The sequence below is a fragment of the Nocardioides baculatus genome (assembly GCF_016735675.1).
In the GTDB taxonomy this organism is placed as follows: domain Bacteria; phylum Actinomycetota; class Actinomycetes; order Propionibacteriales; family Nocardioidaceae; genus Nocardioides; species Nocardioides baculatus.
This window is the reverse complement of the sequence record NZ_JAERSG010000003.1, coordinates 101,516-118,746: the sequence shown is the minus strand read 5'-3', so window position 1 is coordinate 118,746 and position 17,231 is coordinate 101,516. Positions and strand designations below refer to the sequence as shown.

General features: G+C 70.6%; 18 protein-coding genes. 14 read left to right on the top strand and 4 right to left on the bottom strand.

Annotated elements, in window-relative coordinates:
* Nucleotides 1-88: 88 nt before the first annotated feature.
* Genes JI751_RS10280 through prcA form a run of 3 tightly spaced genes read left to right on the top strand, consistent with a single transcriptional unit; the run spans nt 89 to nt 2,114 of the window.
* The gene (locus JI751_RS10280) at nt 89-286 is read left to right on the top strand and encodes a ubiquitin-like protein Pup (RefSeq protein WP_129475301.1); all 198 of its coding nucleotides are present in this window, start codon (nt 89-91) and stop codon (nt 284-286) included.
* Nucleotides 283-1,113, top strand: a complete 831-nt coding sequence (gene prcB / locus JI751_RS10275) for a proteasome subunit beta (protein ID WP_307814074.1) — start codon at nt 283-285, stop codon at nt 1,111-1,113. Before JI751_RS10280 ends, prcB begins: the two co-directional genes overlap by 4 nt.
* A gap of 23 nt (nt 1,114-1,136) precedes the next feature.
* Nucleotides 1,137-2,114: a proteasome subunit alpha gene (gene prcA, locus JI751_RS21505; RefSeq protein WP_201936029.1), complete on the top strand. Its 978-nt coding sequence runs from the start codon at nt 1,137-1,139 to the stop codon at nt 2,112-2,114.
* A gap of 84 nt (nt 2,115-2,198) precedes the next feature.
* On the opposite strand, the gene JI751_RS10265 is transcribed toward prcA, so the two are convergent.
* Together JI751_RS10265 and JI751_RS10260 are read right to left on the bottom strand one after the other, a co-directional pair.
* Entirely contained in the window at nt 2,199-2,609 is a 411-nt protein-coding gene (locus JI751_RS10265; protein ID WP_201936028.1) for a hypothetical protein, read from the bottom strand.
* Between the two features lie 10 nt (nt 2,610-2,619).
* The gene (locus JI751_RS10260) at nt 2,620-3,027 is read right to left on the bottom strand and encodes an alpha/beta-hydrolase N-terminal domain-containing protein (protein WP_201936027.1); all 408 of its coding nucleotides are present in this window, start codon (nt 3,025-3,027) and stop codon (nt 2,620-2,622) included.
* 204 nt (nt 3,028-3,231) lie between these two features.
* Here JI751_RS10260 and pafA point away from each other — a divergent pair, with 204 nt between their 5' ends.
* The 11 genes from pafA to JI751_RS10205 all read left to right on the top strand — a co-directional run bounded on the left by pafA (nt 3,232) and on the right by JI751_RS10205 (nt 14,433).
* Nucleotides 3,232-4,593, top strand: coding sequence for a Pup--protein ligase (gene pafA, locus JI751_RS10255; protein ID WP_201936026.1), 1,362 nt, complete (start codon nt 3,232-3,234; stop codon nt 4,591-4,593).
* 90 nt (nt 4,594-4,683) lie between these two features.
* Nucleotides 4,684-5,649, top strand: coding sequence for an FKBP-type peptidyl-prolyl cis-trans isomerase (locus tag JI751_RS21800; RefSeq protein WP_201936024.1), 966 nt, complete (start codon nt 4,684-4,686; stop codon nt 5,647-5,649).
* Nucleotides 5,650-5,688: 39 nt separating this feature from the next.
* Nucleotides 5,689-6,663, top strand: a complete 975-nt coding sequence (locus tag JI751_RS10245; RefSeq protein WP_201936022.1) for a helix-turn-helix transcriptional regulator — start codon at nt 5,689-5,691, stop codon at nt 6,661-6,663.
* Nucleotides 6,660-7,652, top strand: a complete 993-nt coding sequence (locus JI751_RS21795) for a helix-turn-helix transcriptional regulator (protein ID WP_201936020.1) — start codon at nt 6,660-6,662, stop codon at nt 7,650-7,652. The genes JI751_RS10245 and JI751_RS21795 overlap by 4 nt, the downstream gene beginning before the upstream one ends.
* A gap of 44 nt (nt 7,653-7,696) precedes the next feature.
* Nucleotides 7,697-7,987, top strand: coding sequence for a twin-arginine translocase TatA/TatE family subunit (tatA, locus tag JI751_RS10235; protein WP_201936018.1), 291 nt, complete (start codon nt 7,697-7,699; stop codon nt 7,985-7,987).
* Nucleotides 7,988-7,993: 6 nt separating this feature from the next.
* A complete protein-coding gene (gene tatC / locus JI751_RS10230; RefSeq protein ID WP_307814072.1) occupies nt 7,994-8,830 on the top strand; it encodes a twin-arginine translocase subunit TatC in 837 nt (278 codons plus the stop codon).
* Nucleotides 8,831-8,873: 43 nt separating this feature from the next.
* The gene (locus tag JI751_RS10225; RefSeq protein ID WP_201936016.1) at nt 8,874-9,290 is read left to right on the top strand and encodes a hypothetical protein; all 417 of its coding nucleotides are present in this window, start codon (nt 8,874-8,876) and stop codon (nt 9,288-9,290) included.
* Between the two features lie 22 nt (nt 9,291-9,312).
* Nucleotides 9,313-10,230, top strand: coding sequence for a diacylglycerol kinase family protein (locus JI751_RS10220; RefSeq protein WP_201936015.1), 918 nt, complete (start codon nt 9,313-9,315; stop codon nt 10,228-10,230).
* The gene (locus JI751_RS10215; RefSeq protein WP_201936014.1) at nt 10,227-13,028 is read left to right on the top strand and encodes a DEAD/DEAH box helicase; all 2,802 of its coding nucleotides are present in this window, start codon (nt 10,227-10,229) and stop codon (nt 13,026-13,028) included. Before JI751_RS10220 ends, JI751_RS10215 begins: the two co-directional genes overlap by 4 nt.
* A 13-nt stretch (nt 13,029-13,041) precedes the next feature.
* A complete protein-coding gene (locus JI751_RS10210) occupies nt 13,042-13,971 on the top strand; it encodes a 5'-3' exonuclease (protein ID WP_236666060.1) in 930 nt (309 codons plus the stop codon).
* Nucleotides 13,972-13,980: 9 nt separating this feature from the next.
* The gene (locus JI751_RS10205) at nt 13,981-14,433 is read left to right on the top strand and encodes an Lrp/AsnC family transcriptional regulator (RefSeq protein ID WP_307814071.1); all 453 of its coding nucleotides are present in this window, start codon (nt 13,981-13,983) and stop codon (nt 14,431-14,433) included.
* A 98-nt stretch (nt 14,434-14,531) separates the two neighbouring features.
* Here the strand turns inward: JI751_RS10205 and JI751_RS10200 are convergent, their stop codons facing one another.
* Nucleotides 14,532-15,404 (bottom strand): putative endonuclease domain-containing protein, encoded by an 873-nt coding sequence (locus JI751_RS10200; protein WP_201936013.1) that lies wholly within the window; start codon nt 15,402-15,404, stop codon nt 14,532-14,534.
* A 249-nt stretch (nt 15,405-15,653) separates the two neighbouring features.
* Nucleotides 15,654-17,120: a KamA family radical SAM protein gene (locus JI751_RS10195; RefSeq protein WP_201936012.1), complete on the bottom strand. Its 1,467-nt coding sequence runs from the start codon at nt 17,118-17,120 to the stop codon at nt 15,654-15,656.
* Between the last annotated feature and the right edge of the window lie 111 nt (nt 17,121-17,231).

Genomic DNA, 17,231 nt, shown 5'->3' with positions numbered 1-17,231 from the left:
GGGGTCTCGTGACGGTCGCTGCGCGACCTCCTCGACCGGCGGTGGGCGAGTCCCTTGTGACGTCGGTGGGAGTGGATAGGGTCGAGGCATGGCCCAGGAGCAGAAGCAGCCGCGCAAGTCCTCGCAGGAGGAGACGGCGACCGAGGAGGTCGTCGAGAGCGACGTCGCCGAGCGCAAGGAGATGATCGACGAGGACGTCGACGCGATCCTCGACGAGATCGACGAGGTCCTCGAGAGCAACGCCGAGGACTTCGTGAAGTCGTTCATCCAGAAGGGCGGACAGTGAGCGAGTCCCGGCTGCCGCTGTCCTTCATGACGCCCGGCACGTCGAGCTTCGCCGACTTCCTGGGCGTCCAGGCTCCCGACCTGCTGCCGTCGCGCCGAGCCGTTCCCACCGGTGACGCCGGGGACCTCGCGCCCCACGGCACGACGATCGTCGCCGCCACCTTCGCCGGCGGCGTGGTGATGGCGGGCGACCGCCGGGCCACGATGGGCAACATCATCGCCCAGCGCGACATCCAGAAGGTCTTCCCGGCCGACGAGTTCTCCGTGGTCGGCATCGCGGGCACCGCCGGCCTCGCCGTCGAGATGGTGCGGCTCTTCCAGACCGAGCTCGAGCACTACGAGAAGATCGAGGGCAGCACGCTGTCGATGGACGGCAAGGCCAACCGGCTCGCCGCCCTCATCCGCGCCAACCTCGGGCTCGCCATGCAGGGCCTGGCCGTGGTGCCACTGTTCGCCGGCTTCGACACCGCCGCCGACCAGGGCCGCATCTTCAGCTACGACGTGACCGGCGGTCGCTACGAGGAGACTGCGTTCCACTCGGTCGGCTCCGGGTCGCTCTTCGCGCGCGGCTCGCTCAAGAAGCTCTACCGCGACGACTTCGACGCCGAGCAGGCGGTCACGGCCGTCATCCAGGCGCTCTACGACGCCGCGGACGACGACTCGGCCACCGGTGGCCCCGACATCACGCGTCGGATCTTCCCGGTCGTCCACGTGATCACGCCCGACGGCGGTCGGCGGATGCCCGACGAGGAGGTCGCGGTCATCGCGGACCGGATGCTCGCCTCGCGGATGCAGCGCCCCGACGGCCCCGCCGCCCCCCTCACCTGACGCTGACGTAGGAGTCGCCCCAGATGTCCATGCCGTTCTACGTCTCGCCCGAGCAGATGATGAAGGACCGGGCCGACTTCGCCCGCAAGGGCATCGCCCGCGGTCGGTCCGTCGTCGCCGTGCAGTACGCCGACGGGATCCTGTTCGTCTCGGAGAACCCGTCCCAGGCGCTGCACAAGGTCAGCGAGATCTACGACCGGATCGCCTTCGCCGCGGTCGGTCGCTACAACGAGTTCGAGAACCTCCGCATCGCCGGCGTGCGCCTCGCCGACATGCGCGGCTACGCCTACGACCGGCGCGACGTGACCGGCCGGGGGCTGGCCAACGCCTACGCCCAGACGCTCGGCACGATCTTCTCCTCGGGTGGCGAGAAGCCCTACGAGGTGGAGATCTTCGTGGCCGAGATCGGCGACGTCGCCGACGACGACCAGCTCTACCGGCTCACCTACGACGGGCAGGTCGCCGATGAGCACGGCTTCGCCGTGATGGGTGGCGCGGCCGACGTCGTCGCCGGCCACCTGAAGGAGCACTACGTCGCCGGCAGCACGCTGGAGGACGCGCTCCGCGTCGCGGTCGCCGCCCTGGGACACGGCGAGACCGAGGACCGGGTGATCCCGGCCAGCGACCTCGAGGTGGCCGCGCTCGACCGCACGCGCTCGCAGCCCCGCAAGTTCCTCCGCCTCCGGGCGACGCGGCTCACCGAGATCCTGGGGGGCCGGGCCACCGAGCAGCCGGATGACGCTGCGCCCGAGGACGCTCTCGCCGGTGCCGCTCCGCACCAGTCCGGCAGCGACGACCCGAAGGACCCGACGGACCAGGTCTCCGGGGCAACGCCCCCGCTGGAGGACCCGGTCACCGGTGAGCCGCCCGTGGCACCGCCCGCGCACCCCGGTCCGCCCAACCCGAGCGACCCGCCGCCGGTCGACCCGTCCGACCCGCCGTCCGGCGAGCCGCCGGCACCCGGCACGCCCCCTCCGCCGGCGGAGCCCGGTCAGGTCTGACGCTCTCGCCCCTGGGGCGGTGCGTGCAGGGCATCCTGGACGCGCAGGATCCGCCTCACGCACCGCTCGCGCGACCGACGGCGTTCAGCGGAGGTGGAGCCCGGGCCAGTCGCCGGTGGCGACCGTCGGGATGCCGCTGAGCCGTCGCCGGTAGCGCACGAGCGGGCCGAACTCCTCCAGCGCGGCCCAGAGCCGTTGGTGGGCGGCCCAGGGCAGTGGTCCCGACGGCTGGACGTTGCCGTCCGGTCCGAACTCGTGCCAGGCGTCGCCGAAGCCGATCCACGTCGGCGTCCACGTCGCCGCGTCGTCCCACGCGCCCTGCCGCTGCTCGACCAGGCGCCGGCGCAGCTGGAACTCCATCCGCTCACCGTCGACCACCACGGGCGCACTGCGCACCGGCCACAGCCACAGGTCGTCGGTCATCACCCGCAGCTCGAGATCCTCCACCACGGTCGGCTCGACCAGCACGGTCGCGACGAGGTGACGAGAGCCCATGGGGAAACGCTCACCCGGACGACGACTGCGCGTCAAGAGCCTCCTGCGCGGCCCCGCGCTTGTCGGAGGCGCTCATCGCCAGCGAGGCGACCGCGGCGGCGGCGCCCATCCACGCGCGCGGACGGCGTACGCCACGGGCGCTCAGCCTGCGCTCGGCCCACTCGTCGGCCGCCTGGCCGCCACGGCTCACGCCGAGCACGAGCGCGGCGATCCCCGTCGCGACGACGGCGGTCGGGAGCGGGGCGAGCGCCTCCCGCGGCTCGTCGTCGCTGCGCCGCAGCGTGCCGGGACGGCGGAGCGCGAGGGCCATGGCTCCACCGGCCGCGACGGCCATGCCTCCGTGCAACGCCCAGCGTGCCGGGCGCCGCCAGCGCTGCACCGGGAGGTAGGTCGTCACCAGGCCGGTGGCCGCGGCCATGGCGACGTGGGAGGGCCAGGAATCAAGACGTGAATCAAGACGTGAATCAGGACGGGGATCAAGGCGAGGGTCGAGACGGGGGTCGGTCCGGAGATCGGGCTCAGCCATGCCCGCACCGTAGACGAGCCGGGCAAGGCGGCTCGCGGACGCGATTTCGGCGCGGAGTGACCGTCGCGGCGTGGTCCCCGCGCCTAGGGTGGGGACATGGACCGGCGGATCTTCGGGATCGAGAACGAGTACGGCGTGACGTGCACGTTCAAGGGCCAGCGCCGGCTGAGCCCGGACGAGGTGGCCCGCTACCTGTTCCGCAAGGTCGTCAGCTGGGGTCGCTCGTCCAACGTCTTCCTCCGCAACGGCGCGCGGCTCTACCTCGACGTCGGCAGCCACCCGGAGTACGCCACCCCCGAGTGCGACGACATCGTCGACCTCGTCACGCACGACAAGGCGGGGGAGCGGATCCTCGAGGGCCTGCTGCTCGACGCGGAGAATCGCCTTCACGAGGAGGGCATCTCCGGCGACATCTACCTCTTCAAGAACAACACCGACTCCGCCGGCAACTCCTACGGCTGTCACGAGAACTACCTCGTCGGCCGGGCAGGGGAGTTCAGCAAGCTCGCCGAGGTGCTGATCCCGTTCCTGGTGACACGGCAGATCGTCGTCGGCGCGGGCAAGGTCGTGATGACCCCGCGTGGGGCGTCGTACAGCGTGAGCCAGCGCGCGGAGCACATCTGGGAGGGCGTCAGCAGCGCGACCACACGCAGCCGCCCGATCATCAACACCCGCGACGAGCCGCACGCCGACGCCGAACGGTTCCGCCGGCTCCACGTCATCGTCGGCGACTCCAACATGAGCGAGACCACCACCATGCTCAAGGTCGCCTCGTGCGACCTGGTCCTGCGGATGATCGAGGACGGCGTGGTGATGCGCGACCTCACCATGGAGAACCCCATCCGCGCGATCCGCGAGATCAGCCACGACCCGACCGGCCGTCGCAAGGTGCGCCTGGCCAACGGTCGTGAGGCGAGTGCGCTCGAGATCCAGGCGGAGTACCTCGGCAAGGCCCGCGACTACGTCGACCGGCGCCAGATCTCCACGCCCACCATCGAGCGGGCCCTCGACCTCTGGGAGCGCGGGCTCAAGGCCGTCGAGTCCGACGACCTCGGTCTCGTGGACCGCGAGATCGACTGGGTCATCAAGTACAAGCTGATCGAGCGCTACCGCGCAAAGAACGGCCTCTCGCTCGGCGACCCGCGCATCGCCCAGCTCGACCTCGCCTACCACGACATCCACCGCGGTCGCGGCCTCTACTACCTGCTGGAGAAGCGCGGTGCCGTCGCCCGCGTGACGACCGACCTCAAGATCTTCGAGGCCAAGAGCGTCCCGCCGCAGAACACCCGCGCCCGGCTGCGCGGGGAGTTCATCCGCAAGGCGCAGGAGCGCCGACGGGACTTCACGGTCGACTGGGTGCACCTCAAGCTCAACGACCAGGCGCAGCGCACCGTGCTCTGCAAGGACCCGTTCAAGGCCTACGACGAGCGGGTGCAGAGGCTGATCGACGGGATGTAGGGCTCGCTGGATAGGGTGACCCGGCACCGTTCGCGAAACCACCTCGCCTTCGATGCTGTGACCTGAAGACGACTTGATGAGGTTGAACCTGTGTCCCGTGTACGTTCCGCTGCCCTGAGCGGTGTCCTCGCACTCAGCCTGCTCGGGCTCGCCGCCTGCGGCTCCGACTCGAGCGACTCCGACGAGGGGGGCGCGTCGCTGAGCTCGGTCACGATCGAGGGCGACCAGGGCGCTGCCCCGGAGGTCACCTTCGACGGCCGCCTCGACGGCACGAAGACCGAGTCCGAGGTCCTCGTCGAGGGTGACGGCGAGGAGGTCGCCGAGGGCGACACCGTCGAGGCCCAGTGGTGGATCGGCAACGGCTTCACCCAGGAGGAGACGCAGAGCACCTGGGGCGAGGACGGCAAGGGCAAGCCGCAGTCCCTCGAGGTCGGCGCAGACGTGCTCCCGTTCCTGAGCGAGACGATCGTCGGCAACCAGGTGGGCGACCGGATCGTGCTGCTCACGCCGTCGGACAAGGCGTTCGGCGAGGGTGGCGGTGCCCGCTTCAACATCGGCAACCGCGACGCCGCGCTCATCGTCGTCGACATCATGGGTCGCAAGGACACCGTCCCGGCGCTCGAGGGCCCGCAGGGCGAGGAGAAGACGCCTGCGAAGTGGGCGCCCACGTTGATCGAGAAGGACGGCGTCATCACCGGCCTCGACTTCAGCGACGCACGCAAGCCCAGCGGCAACCTGCTCGCCACCACGCTGATCAAGGGTGACGGGGCCAAGGTCACGTCCGGCCAGACCCTGACGGTCGACTACCTCGGCCAGGTCTACGACGCCGACGCGCCCTTCGACGAGTCGTACTCCAAGGAGCCGGCCGAGTTCCCGATCGGCACCGGCAGCGTCATCACGGGCTGGGACGAGCGCCTCGTCGGCCGCACCGTCGGGTCGCGGGTGATCCTCGAGATCCCGCCGGCCGACGGCTACGGCGAGGAGGGCAACGAGGCCGCAGGCATCAAGGGCACCGACACGCTCTACTTCGTGGTCGACATCCTCGGCGCGAGCTGAGTCGCACGGGCCGGTCCACGAGAGGGCAGGGGGAGAGGCATGGCGCAGCCACGGGCTGAACGGCTGATGAACCTGCACATCCTCCTGCTCGGGGCGAAGCGGTTCATCGGCAAGGACGCCATCCGCGACGCCGTCTACCCCGAGCACGCTCGGGGTCCCGCCGGCGACGAGGCCTTCGAGCGCGCCTTCGAGCGCGACAAGGACGCCTTGCGCCAGATCGGCGCGGTGATCGAGGTCGGGAGCGCGGACGCGTTCTTCGACGACGAGATCGGCTACCGCATCCCCACCGAGCAGACCTCGCTCCCCGAGATCCGCTTCGAGTCCGACGAGGCCGCCGTGCTGGGCCTCGCCGCGAAGGTGTGGCAGCAGGCGACGCTCGCGAAGGCGACCGCACGCGCGCTGGCCAAGCTCAAGGGCCAGGGCGTCGAGATCGACCCGGCCCGGCTCGAGGTGGTCGCGCCGGCGATCACCGCCGACGAACCGGCCTTCGAGCCGCTCTGGGACGCGGTCGGCAAGCGTCGTCAGGTGAGCTTCCCCTACCAGCGCGCGAGCGAGTCCGAACCGACCACCCGCCGCGTCCAGCCGTGGGGCCTGGCCCGCTCGTCCGGTCGCTGGTACGTCGTCGGCTTCGACGTCGACCGCGGCGCCGAGCGCGTCTTCCGGCTCTCGCGGATCGTCGGACCGGTGCGCGCGGGCGGCAAGTCGGGTGCGTACGACGTCCCCGCAGGCACCGACGTACGCGCCGTGGCCCGTCGTCTCTCGCCCTCGTTCCCGTCGGTGCGGGCCGAGCTCCGGGTGCGGCAGGGCACGGGCGTCGCCCTGCGTCGTCGCGCGGAGACCGTGACGCCCCATGCCGAGGCGGGCTGGGACACCGTGGTGGTCGAGGGTCCCGTGCACGAGATCTCCGACGAGGTGCTGACCTACGGTGACGGCGTGGTGGTCGAGGGACCGGAGTCGCTGCGCGACGAGGTCGTCGCGCGACTGCGGGCCGTGGCGGCCGGGGACGTCCGGTGACGACGCAGCCCGCCGACACCGCACCCGACCAGGTCGCCCGCCTGCTCGCCCTGGTGCCCTACCTGCTCGCGCGTGGCGAGGTCCGCCTCGACGACGCGGCCGCCCACTTCGGCACCGACGCCGACCAGATCGAGCGCGACCTGCGGCTGCTCTTCATGACGGGCGTCTCGCCCGGACTGCCCGGCGACCTGATCGAGGTCGACCTCGAGGCGCTCGAGGGCGACCGGATCATCCGGGTCGACAACGCCGACTACCTCGCCCGCCCGGTGCGCTTCTCGCCGGCGGAGGCGACCTCGCTGGTGGTGGCGCTCCGGACGATGGTGGAGGCCGCTCCCGAGGAGGCCCGCGACGTCATCCAGCGCACGCTCGCCAAGCTCGAGGAGGCAGCCGGCCAGGACGGCGAGGGGCTGCTCAAGCTGCACGTCGACCCGACCGCGCTCGAGGCGAGCGCCGTCGTGCCGGTGCTGGAGTCGGCGATCGCGCACGGCCACCAGGCGGAGATCGTCTACCACGTGCCGTCGCGCGACGAGGAGTCCCGTCGCGTCGTCGACCCCCGCGGCCTGGCCCGGGTCGAGGACCTGCTCTACCTCGACGCGTGGTGCCACACGGCGCAGGGAGACCGGGCGTTCCGGGTCGACCGGATCGTCGCGGCGACCGAGCTCGAGTCCACGGTCGCCGACCCGGGCGCCCGCGCCCGTGACCTCACCGGCGGCTGGTTCACCGACTCCGAGACCCGCACCGTCACGCTGCGGCTCGCCCCGCCGGCGCGCTGGGTGACCGAGTACTACCAGGTGACCGACCAACGACCCGGCCCCGACGGGACGATCGACGTCGACCTCGAGGTCGCGAGCGAGCAGTGGGTGCGGTCGCTCCTCTTCCGCCTCGCGCCGCACGCGACGCTGCTGGCGCCGGCCGACTACCGCGACGCGTTCACATCCGCAGCACGGGCAACACTCAGCCTCTACGAGGACGACCGCGTAGACTCATAGGCGTCCTTCCAAGGAACGCCTCAACCACGAAGACGGAGCGTCTCATGATCAACCCGATGATCGGCATGCCGCAGGGTGCGGAGTGGCTGGTGATCCTCGCCATCGTCGTGCTCGTCTTCGGTGCCGCGAAGCTCCCCGAGCTCGCCCGCAGCTCGGGCCAGGCCCTGCGCATCTTCAAGACCGAGACCAAGGACCTGCGCGACGGGGACAAGGCCGACAAGAAGGCCACCCCCGAGCAGCGTGAGATCGAGACGCGCAACGAGGCCACGAGCGCCACGACCGACCCCACCACCGGTGAGGTCGTCCACGAGCGGCGCGACGACACCACCGCCTGACCCGGGGTGAGGATCACCTCCCTCGTCGGCCTGTTCCGGGCCGGCCCTCAGCACGCGGTCGGCCCCGACGGGCGGATGGCACTGTCCGACCACTTCCGCGAGTTCCGTGCGCGGTTGCTGCGCTGCGTGCTGGCGTTCATCGTCGTGTTCGCGGTCGGGCTCTACTTCCACCAGCTCCTGCTCGACGTGGTCTTCGGTCCCTACGAGCAGGCGAATGCTCGACTGCCGGAGGGCACCACCGAGGCCACGACCAGTGGTGCCGGTGCCGGACTGACGCTCTGGCTCAAGCTCGCCGGCTTCGGCGCGATCGTCGTGACGGCGCCCTACTGGCTCTACCAGATCTGGGCCTTCGTCCTCCCGGGCCTGTACGCCCAGGAGCGCAAGATGACCCGCATCTTCGTGGCGATCGCCGGACCGCTGTTCCTCGTCGGAGTCGCGCTCGGCTACTACACACTGCCGGTCGCCCTCGAGGTGCTCATCGGGTTCAACCCCGACAACGTCACGAACCTCATCGACTTCGGTGACTACCTGCAGTTCTTCACCCGGACACTGCTGGTCTTCGGTCTCTCGTTCAACATCCCGGTGTTCGTGGTCCTGCTCAACTTCGCCGGCGTCGTCAAGGGCCGACAGCTGGCGGCCTACCGGCCGTGGATCGTCATCGGCACCTTCATCTTCGCGGCGGCCGCCACGCCGTCGACCGACCCCTTCTCGATGTGCCTCATGGCTGTCCCGATGATGGTGCTGTTCTTCGCCTCCGAGGTCATCGCCCGGCTCAACGACCGGCGCCGGGCCAACCGCGCGCCCAACGCCGGGCTGGGGCCCGACGACCTGTCGCCGATCTGATGCGGTCCGTCGGAGCCTGACCGCCTCTGACAGGGTGGGTCTCATGCAGGCCGCGATCACCGACGTCGACCCGTTCGACCTGCCCGAGTGGCTCGGCACCCGTGACGTGGTCTGGCGCGCCGAGGCCGGGCTCCGCACCGGACACCACGTACGGGGTCGGCTGACCACCGGGGACGACGCCGGCGAGCCGGCCGAGATCGTGTGCGACTTCCTCGCAGTCGACGAGGCCTATCCCGCACCGGTGGTCGACGACGCGACCCGGCTGCGCGTGCACCAGGCCTGGCGGCACGGGCAGGTCGTGCTCGGCAACCTGGACACCGCCGACGGTCCGCGGATGGTGCTCGCCGTGCCCGGCACCGGCTTCGGCCCGGACCTCGTCCTGGATGGCCTCGGACGCCTGGCGCGAGCCGTCGGAGCACACGCCGAGCGCTACGCCGCGCTGCTGCGCCTGAGCAGGTAGAACGGCGGGATAGGGTCGCGCCATGCACGACCCGTCAGACCCGGAGGGTTCCGTCCGGGGTCGAGAGATCGCCCTGTTGACCAACCCGACCTCGGGCCGGGGGAAGGGCGCGCGCCACCGGGACGTCGCCCTGGCCCGGCTCCGGGAGAGCGGCTTCGTCGTTCGCAACCTCCAGGGTCGTGACGGTGACGAGGCGCTCGACCTCGCCCGCGCCTGCGTGGCCGACGGCGTCGAGGCGCTCGTCCTCTGCGGTGGCGACGGGCTGGTGCACCTCGGTGTGCAGGCGGTCGCCGGCACCGGCGTACCCCTCGGGCTCATCCCCAGCGGCACCGGCAACGACGTCGCCCGCTACCTCGGCCTGCCGCGCACCGACCCGGTCGCCGCCGCCGACCGCGTGATCGCCTCGCGCCGCCGCACCATCGACCTCGCCAGGAGCGGCGACCGCTGGTTCGTCACCGTCATGGCTGCCGGGTTCGACGCCATCGTCAACGAGCGGGCCAACGCGATGACGTGGCCCAAGGGGCAGATGCGCTACAACCTCGCGACGCTGGCCGAGCTGCGCACCTTCCGGCCGCTGCCCTACACGTTGCAGCTGGACGACGGTTCCGGGCCCGAGACGGTCGAGCACGAGGCGATGCTCGTTGCGGTCGGCAACGGTCCGTCGTTCGGCGGTGGGCTCCGGATCACCGAGGGCGCCTTGCTCGATGATGGTTTGCTCGACGTCGTGGTCATCACCCGGATGAGCAAGCCCAAGCTGGTGCGCTCCTACCCCCGCCTGTTCACCGGCAAGATCGATGGTGTCGCCGAGTACGTGCACCGGCGGGTGCGCTCGGTCACCGTCGCCGCCCCCGGCATCGTGTCGTACGCCGACGGCGAGCGCTTCGGCCCGCTGCCGCTCACCGTCACCTGCGACGCCGGCGCACTGCAGGTGATTGCATGAGTGCGCCCGGCGAGGAGCTGTCGCCCGCCGAGCGCTACGCGGCGTTTCAGCGCGAGAAGCCGTACCCGATGCTCAAGGACTTCGCCGGGCTCTACGGCTTCGAGCTCGACGACTTCCAGGTGCGCGCGTGCCAGGAGATCGAGGAGGGTCGGGGCGTGCTCGTCGCCGCGCCCACCGGGTCCGGCAAGACGATCGTGGGCGAGTTCGCCATCCACCTCGCCCTCCAGACCGGTCGCAAGGCGTTCTACACGACGCCGATCAAGGCGCTGTCCAACCAGAAGTACCACGACCTGGTGAAGCGCTACGGCGCCGACAACGTCGGCCTGTTGACCGGCGACAACGTCGTCAACGGCGAGGCGCCGGTGGTCGTGATGACCACCGAGGTGCTGCGCAACATGCTCTACGCCAGCTCGCGGACGCTGCTCGGGCTCGGCTACGTCGTGATGGACGAGGTGCACTACCTCGCCGACCGGATGCGCGGCGCGGTCTGGGAGGAGGTCATCATCCACCTCCCGGAGTCGGTGACGCTGGTGTCGCTGTCGGCGACCGTCTCCAACGCCGAGGAGTTCGGCGAGTGGCTGGCCACCGTGCGGGGCGAGACGACGACGATCCTCGAGGAGAAGCGGCCGGTCCCGCTCTTCCAGCACGTCATGGTCGGGCGACGGTTGCTCGACCTGTTCGCCTCCTCCGACGTCGACGCGAGCGCCGGCTTCGTCAAGGAGGGCGCACCGGTCAACGACGAGCTGACCCGGATCGCCCGCGACGACTGGGCGAGCACGCGGCTGATGCGCGACCGCAAGTCGCCGCGCAAGGGCAAGCCGGGCTCGTCGAAGAACCCGCGCGCGGTCGGCAACGGCCGCCGGGTGTGGATACCTAGCCGCGTCGAGGTCGTCGAGCGGCTCGACCGCGAGGGGCTGCTGCCCGCGATCATGTTCATCTTCAGCCGGGCCGGGTGCGACGCCGCCGTCACCCAGCTCGTCCAGGCCAACACCCGGCTGACCACGGCCGCGGAGCGCGACGAGATCTTCGCCCGCGTCGAGGAGGCCTCGCGCTCGTTGCCCGAGGAAGACCTGCACGTCCTCGGCTACCACGAGTTCCTCGACGGGCTCACGCGCGGCATCGCCGCCCACCACGCCGGCCTGCTGCCCGCCTTCAAGCAGGTCGTCGAGGAGCTGTTCCAGGAGGGGCTGGTCAAGGTCGTCTTCGCGACCGAGACCCTCGCGCTCGGCATCAACATGCCCGCCCGCACGGTGGTCATCGAGAAGCTGTCCAAGTGGAACGGCGAGACCCACGCCGACCTGACGCCGGGGGAGTACACCCAGCTGACCGGCCGCGCCGGTCGTCGCGGGCTGGACATCGAGGGCCACGGCGTCGTGCTCTACCAGCCCGGGATGAACCCCCGCGAGGTCGCCGGCCTAGCCTCGACCCGTACGTATCCGTTGCGCTCGTCGTTCCGCCCGTCCTACAACATGGCGGTCAACCTCGTGCACCAGTTCGGCCGCGCGCGCTCGCGCGAGCTGCTGGAGCAGTCGTTCGCCCAGTACCAGGCCGACAAGGCCGTCGTCGGGCTCGCACGCCAGGTCCACAAGGCCGAGGAGGCGCTCGAGGGCTACAAGGACGCCGCGCACTGCCACGTCGGCGACTTCATGGAGTACGCCGCCATGCGCCGGAAGATCTCGGACCTCGAGAAGGGTGCCGCGCGCGACCGCCGCCAGGACCGGCGGGCCGAGGCGGTGGCCTCGCTCGGCAAGCTGCGACCGGGCGACGTGATCAAGGTGCCGGCCGGGAAGTTCAGCGGCCTGGCCGTGGTGATCGACCCGGGGCACTCCGGCGACGAGCCGCGGCCCTACGTCGTGACCGCCGACCGGCAGGCCCGGCGCCTCGCACCGATGGACTTCCCGGTCCCGGTGGAGGCGATCGGCCGGATGCGGATCCCGAAGAGCTTCAACGGCCGCAACCCGGCGATGCGGCGTGACCTCGCGACCCAGCTGCGCGCCCGGGCCCGCGACAGCGACGCCCCGGCCCCACGTCGTACGAAGCAGGACTCCTTCAGCGACACTCCGGCCGACCGTGAGATCGGGCGGCTGCGGGCCGACCTCAAGGCACACCCGTGCCACCAGTGCCCCGAGCGCGAGGACCACGCCCGCTGGGCCGAGCGCTACTTCAAGCTCGAGCGCGACACCGAGACCCTCAAGCGCCGCGTCGAGACGCGCACCAACACGGTCGCGCGCACCTTCGACCGGGTCTGCGACGTCCTCACGGCACTGGGCTACCTCGACGGGGACAAGGTGACCGAGGAGGGGTCCCACCTGAGGCGCATCTACACCGACATGGACCTCGTCGCCGCAGAGGCGATCCGGGCCGGCCTGTTCGACGACCTCACGCCGTCCGAGCTGGCCTCGGTGCTGTCGGCACTGGTCTTCGAGGCCCGGCGAGCCGACGACGCATCGTCGCCGAAGATCCCCGGCGGCCAGGTCCGACCGGTCCTCGGCGAGCTCGTCCGCGTGTGGGGCCAGCTCGACGCCCTCGAGCGCGACCACAAGCTCGACTTCCTGCGGGAGCCCGACATGGGCTTCGCATGGGCGGCATGGCGGTGGGCCGAGGGTGACGACCTCGACGACGTGCTCATGGTGACCGGCCTGTCCGCCGGCGACTTCGTCCGCTGGATGAAGCAGCTGCTCGACCTCTGCGGCCAGGTCGCGGACGCCGCGGGCGACAGCCCACTCCGCACGACAGCCCGGCAGGCGGCGAAATCGCTCAAGCGCGGAGTGATCGCCTACAGCGTCCTGGCCGAGTGAGAGGGTCGACCCCATGACGGATCGCCTGATGCTGCTCGACACCGCCTCGCTCTACTTCCGGGCCTTCTTCGGCGTGCCCGACTCGATGAAGGCGCCCGACGGCACGCCGGTCAACGCCGTGCGGGGGCTCATGGACTTCATCAGCCGGCTGGTGGGGGAGTACGACCCGAGCCACCTCGTGTGCTGCTGGGACGACGACTGGCGCCCGCAGTGGCGGGTCGACCTGATCCCGTCCTACAAGGCCCACCGCGTCGTCCAGGCCAAGCCGGGCTCCACCCCGGACGTCGAGGAGGTGCCCGACCCGCTCGAGACGCAGATCCCGATCATCCTGTCGGTCCTCGAGGCCTACGGGATCACCGTCGTGGGCCACCCCGAGATGGAGGCCGACGACGTCATCGGCACGCTCGCGACCGACGCCGGGATGCCCGTCGACATCGTCACCGGCGACCGCGACCTGTTCCAGCTCGTCGACGACGAGGCCGAGGTGCGGGTGCTCTACGTCGCTCGGGGCGTGAGCAAGCACGAGCGCGTCGACAACGCGTGGGTGCGTGACAAGTACGGCGTCGATGCACGCCAGTACGCCGACCTCGCGACCCTTCGTGGCGACACCTCCGACGGCCTGCCCGGCGTCGCCGGCGTGGGCGACAAGACCGCTGCGACGCTGCTCAACCGGTTCGGCACGATCGACGCGGTCGTCGCCGCCGCCAGCGACCCCGACTCCGACATGGGGCCCGGTCCGCGCGGGAAGATCAAGGCAGCGCTCGACTACCTCGACGTCGCGCCGGAGGTGGTCGCCGTACGCCGTGACCTGGACCTCGGGTCGCCCGACATGACGCGACCCCGTACGCCTGCCGACCACGACGCGGTCATGGCGCTCGACGAGAAGTGGGACCTCGGCTCATCAGCCGTGCGCCTGGTGGAGGCCCTCTCGGGCTCGCACTAGTCTGGCGCGGTGAGTGCTTCGGAAGTCGAGTCCAAGGACCGGCAGATCCTGTCCCTGCTGGCCGTCGACGGCCGGATGTCCTACACCGACCTCGGCAAGGCGACCGACCTGTCGACCTCCGCGGTCCACCAGCGGGTCAAGCGTCTCGAGCAGCGCGGCCTGATCACCGGCTACGGCGCCACCGTGGACCACGACCAGCTCGGTCGCCCACTGACCGCGTTCATCTCGATCACCCCCATCGACCCCTCGCAGCCCGACGACTACCCCGACCGGCTCCGCGGCATCCCGGAGATCGAGTCGTGCTGGTCGGTCGCGGGCGACGAGTCCTACATCCTGAAGATCCGCGTCGCGACCCCTCGCGACCTCGAGGACCTGCTCGCCCGCATCCGTGGCGCGGCCAGTGTCTCGACGCGTACGACGATCGTCCTCTCCACGCCCTACGAGAACCGCCCGGTCGACTGATCGAGCGCGGGTTGGTGCATGAGTCCCCGCACGTGCGGGGACTCTGACACCTGTAGGCCGTTGCAAAGGCCTCCCAGTGTTCGACTCGCCCTCCAAGTTCAGGCGCCGGCGATGGCCTCGGCCCCGGCGACGCGCTTCTGGAGCGCCTGCTTGATCCGGCGGGCGAGCACGACAGGGCGCTGGAGGTCGTCCCACGTGATGCGGATGCACGTCCATCCCTTGGCCACGCAGATCTGCTCCTCGCGACGCTTCTCCCGCATGAGATAGTCGGCGAGCGTCTCGCCGGGCTTCTTGTACTGGTCGTACTTGATGCGGCCATCGAACTCGAGGAAGACCCCGAGCTCGGCCCACAGGAAGTCGACGATCCCGAGCAGGTTGCCACCATCGTCGAAGACCTCGACCTGGGGCTCCGGACGTGGGACGCGCTGCTCGTGGAAGAAGTGCCAGGTCCGCGCCTCGGCGACGTTCGTGATGCGAGCGTCGGCACGAGCCAGGACGAGTCGCGTGTTCAGGCTGTGGGGCCAGTGGCGAGCCTCGGCCGCGACAGCGCGGAGGTCGGCGATCGTCGCGAGCTCCAGGTGGAGGACTCCGCACAGCACGACGAGTCCGACCTCCGGTCCGTGAGCCGTGACGACCTCGATGGCGGCGCGGGCGGGTTTCACCAGTGGTACGCCGTCGCGCATCGTCCACCAACGCCTGCCCAGCGTGGCGCGATGGTGCACGACGCCCGCCTCGCGACGCCCCGGCCTGCCGTCGGTCCGTGTCAGGTGGGTCTGGTCGAGCTCGAGGCCCCAGAGCGGGACCTCGTACTCAGCCAGCGAGCACTGGTGGCTCAGCACCGACGTCGGGTGGGCTGTCCGGAGCACTGCGCGCGAGCGGGCGCGCATCATCCCGACGTCCGTCAGGTCCTTGCACAGCTCCGCTTGGACGTACGCGCCGTACCTGAGCTTGATCAGGACCCCGGCTCTCACCTGGTGGTGGATGTCTCGGTCCGTGAGACCTTCGGCGATGAGCTGACGTCGCAGGAGAACGTCCGAGGGTGCGATCTGGAAGTCGGCCATTCCATCGTGGTGCCCGTCGGCAGAGGTGCGCCAAACGGCACTGCCTTGGCCTGTGGAGAACCGAACTGGGAGGGCGAGTCCGACACTTGGAGGGGGTTGCAAAGGCCTCCAGGTGTCAGAGTCCCCGCACGTGCGGGGACTCCGACGACGGGACGACCCTCAGTAGGCCTGGAGGGCGGCGGTGCGGCGGGAGGCCTCGGCCATCTCGGCGGCCTTGAGGGAGGCCTCGTCGAGGCGGCCGTGCTGCTCCCACCACTGCTGGCCGGACTCGGGGAGGGTGTGGATCGGGTCGTAGTACTCGTAGTAGCGCGAGAGCGCCTCGGCGTCGGTGGCCTCGATGGACGTGCGGTAGTTCTTCGTCCAGTAGGAGATGCCGTGCTCGGTGTCGTAGTCGGCGTTCTGGTGCACCCAGCGCTTGCCGACGAACGGCACGTCGCACACGATGCGCGGCGTCGCGAAGCCCGGCAGGTAGCCCATGATGTGGTGCTGGAGCCGCTGGGCGTCGGCGAGCGAGACCCGCCAGTGCTCCGAGAACGGGATCATGTCGCACATGTAGAAGTAGTAGGGCATGATCTGCGCGCCGTCGAGCAGGCGGAAGCACAGGTCGAGGAGCGCGTGCGGGTCGGCGTTGACGCCGTTGAGCAGCACCCCCTGGTTGCGTACGTCGCGCAGCCCGGCGTCGAGCATCGCGCGGGTCGCCTCGGCGACGATCGGCGTCACGGAGTTCGCGTGGTTGGCGTGGGTGTGCATCGCGAGCGAGACGCCGCGCGAGCGGGCGAGGGTCGCGACGCGGTGGACGCCCTCGACCACGTCGGGCTGCAGCCAGTGCTGCGGCAGGCCGATGAGGGCCTTGGTGGCGAGCCGGATGTCGCGGATGTTGTCGATCGAGAGCACCTCGGTGAGGAACGCCTCGAGGCGGGGCCACGGCATGTTGGCCACGTCGCCACCAGAGACCACGACGTCGCGCACGGACGGCGTACGACGCAGGTAGTCCATCATGTCGCCGAGCCGGTCGTTGGGCTTCGCGGCGAACTTGAGCTTCTCGATCACCGGGGTCGAGTTGCCGACCAGGTCCATGCGGGTGCAGTGGCCGCAGTACTGCGGGCAGGTCGGGAGCAGCTCGGCGAGCACCTTGGTGGGGTAGCGGTGGGTGAGGCCCTCGGTGGCCCACATGTCGTGCTCGTGGAGCGAGTCGCGCGCGGCGTGGGGGTGCGAGGGCCAGTCGGTGCGGCGGTCGCTGAAGACTGGCAGCATGTAGTGGCGGACCGGGTCGGCGTAGAACGCCTCGGTCAGCGAGCCGGGGCCGGCAGGCGTCACGTGCGGCACCATCGTGTTCATCATCTGCGGCGGCACGAGCATCGACATCGTGGCGCGCTCGGCCTGGTCGCGCTCGAGGTCGGCGTAGAACCGCTCGTCGACCAGGTCGCCCAGCAGCTCGCGCAGCTGCTTGAGGTTCTTCACGCAGTGCGCACGCTGCCACTGCACGGAGGCCCACTCGTCGGCGGTGACGTCGGCCCAGCCCGGGAACCGCGTCCAGTCGGGCTCGACGAGCTCGACCCGCTGGTAGGGGTAGGGCTGTCCGGTGGCGAGGGCGCCGTCCAGCTGGGTGGCGGTCTCGATGCTCATGGGATCTCCTTGCAGGGCCTGACGGCGCGCCGGTTGTGTGTGCGGCGACACATCTGGAATGCTAAGCGGAGAACGTGCGGCCAGTCCAATGCCACGCCGCAAGATTTGCTG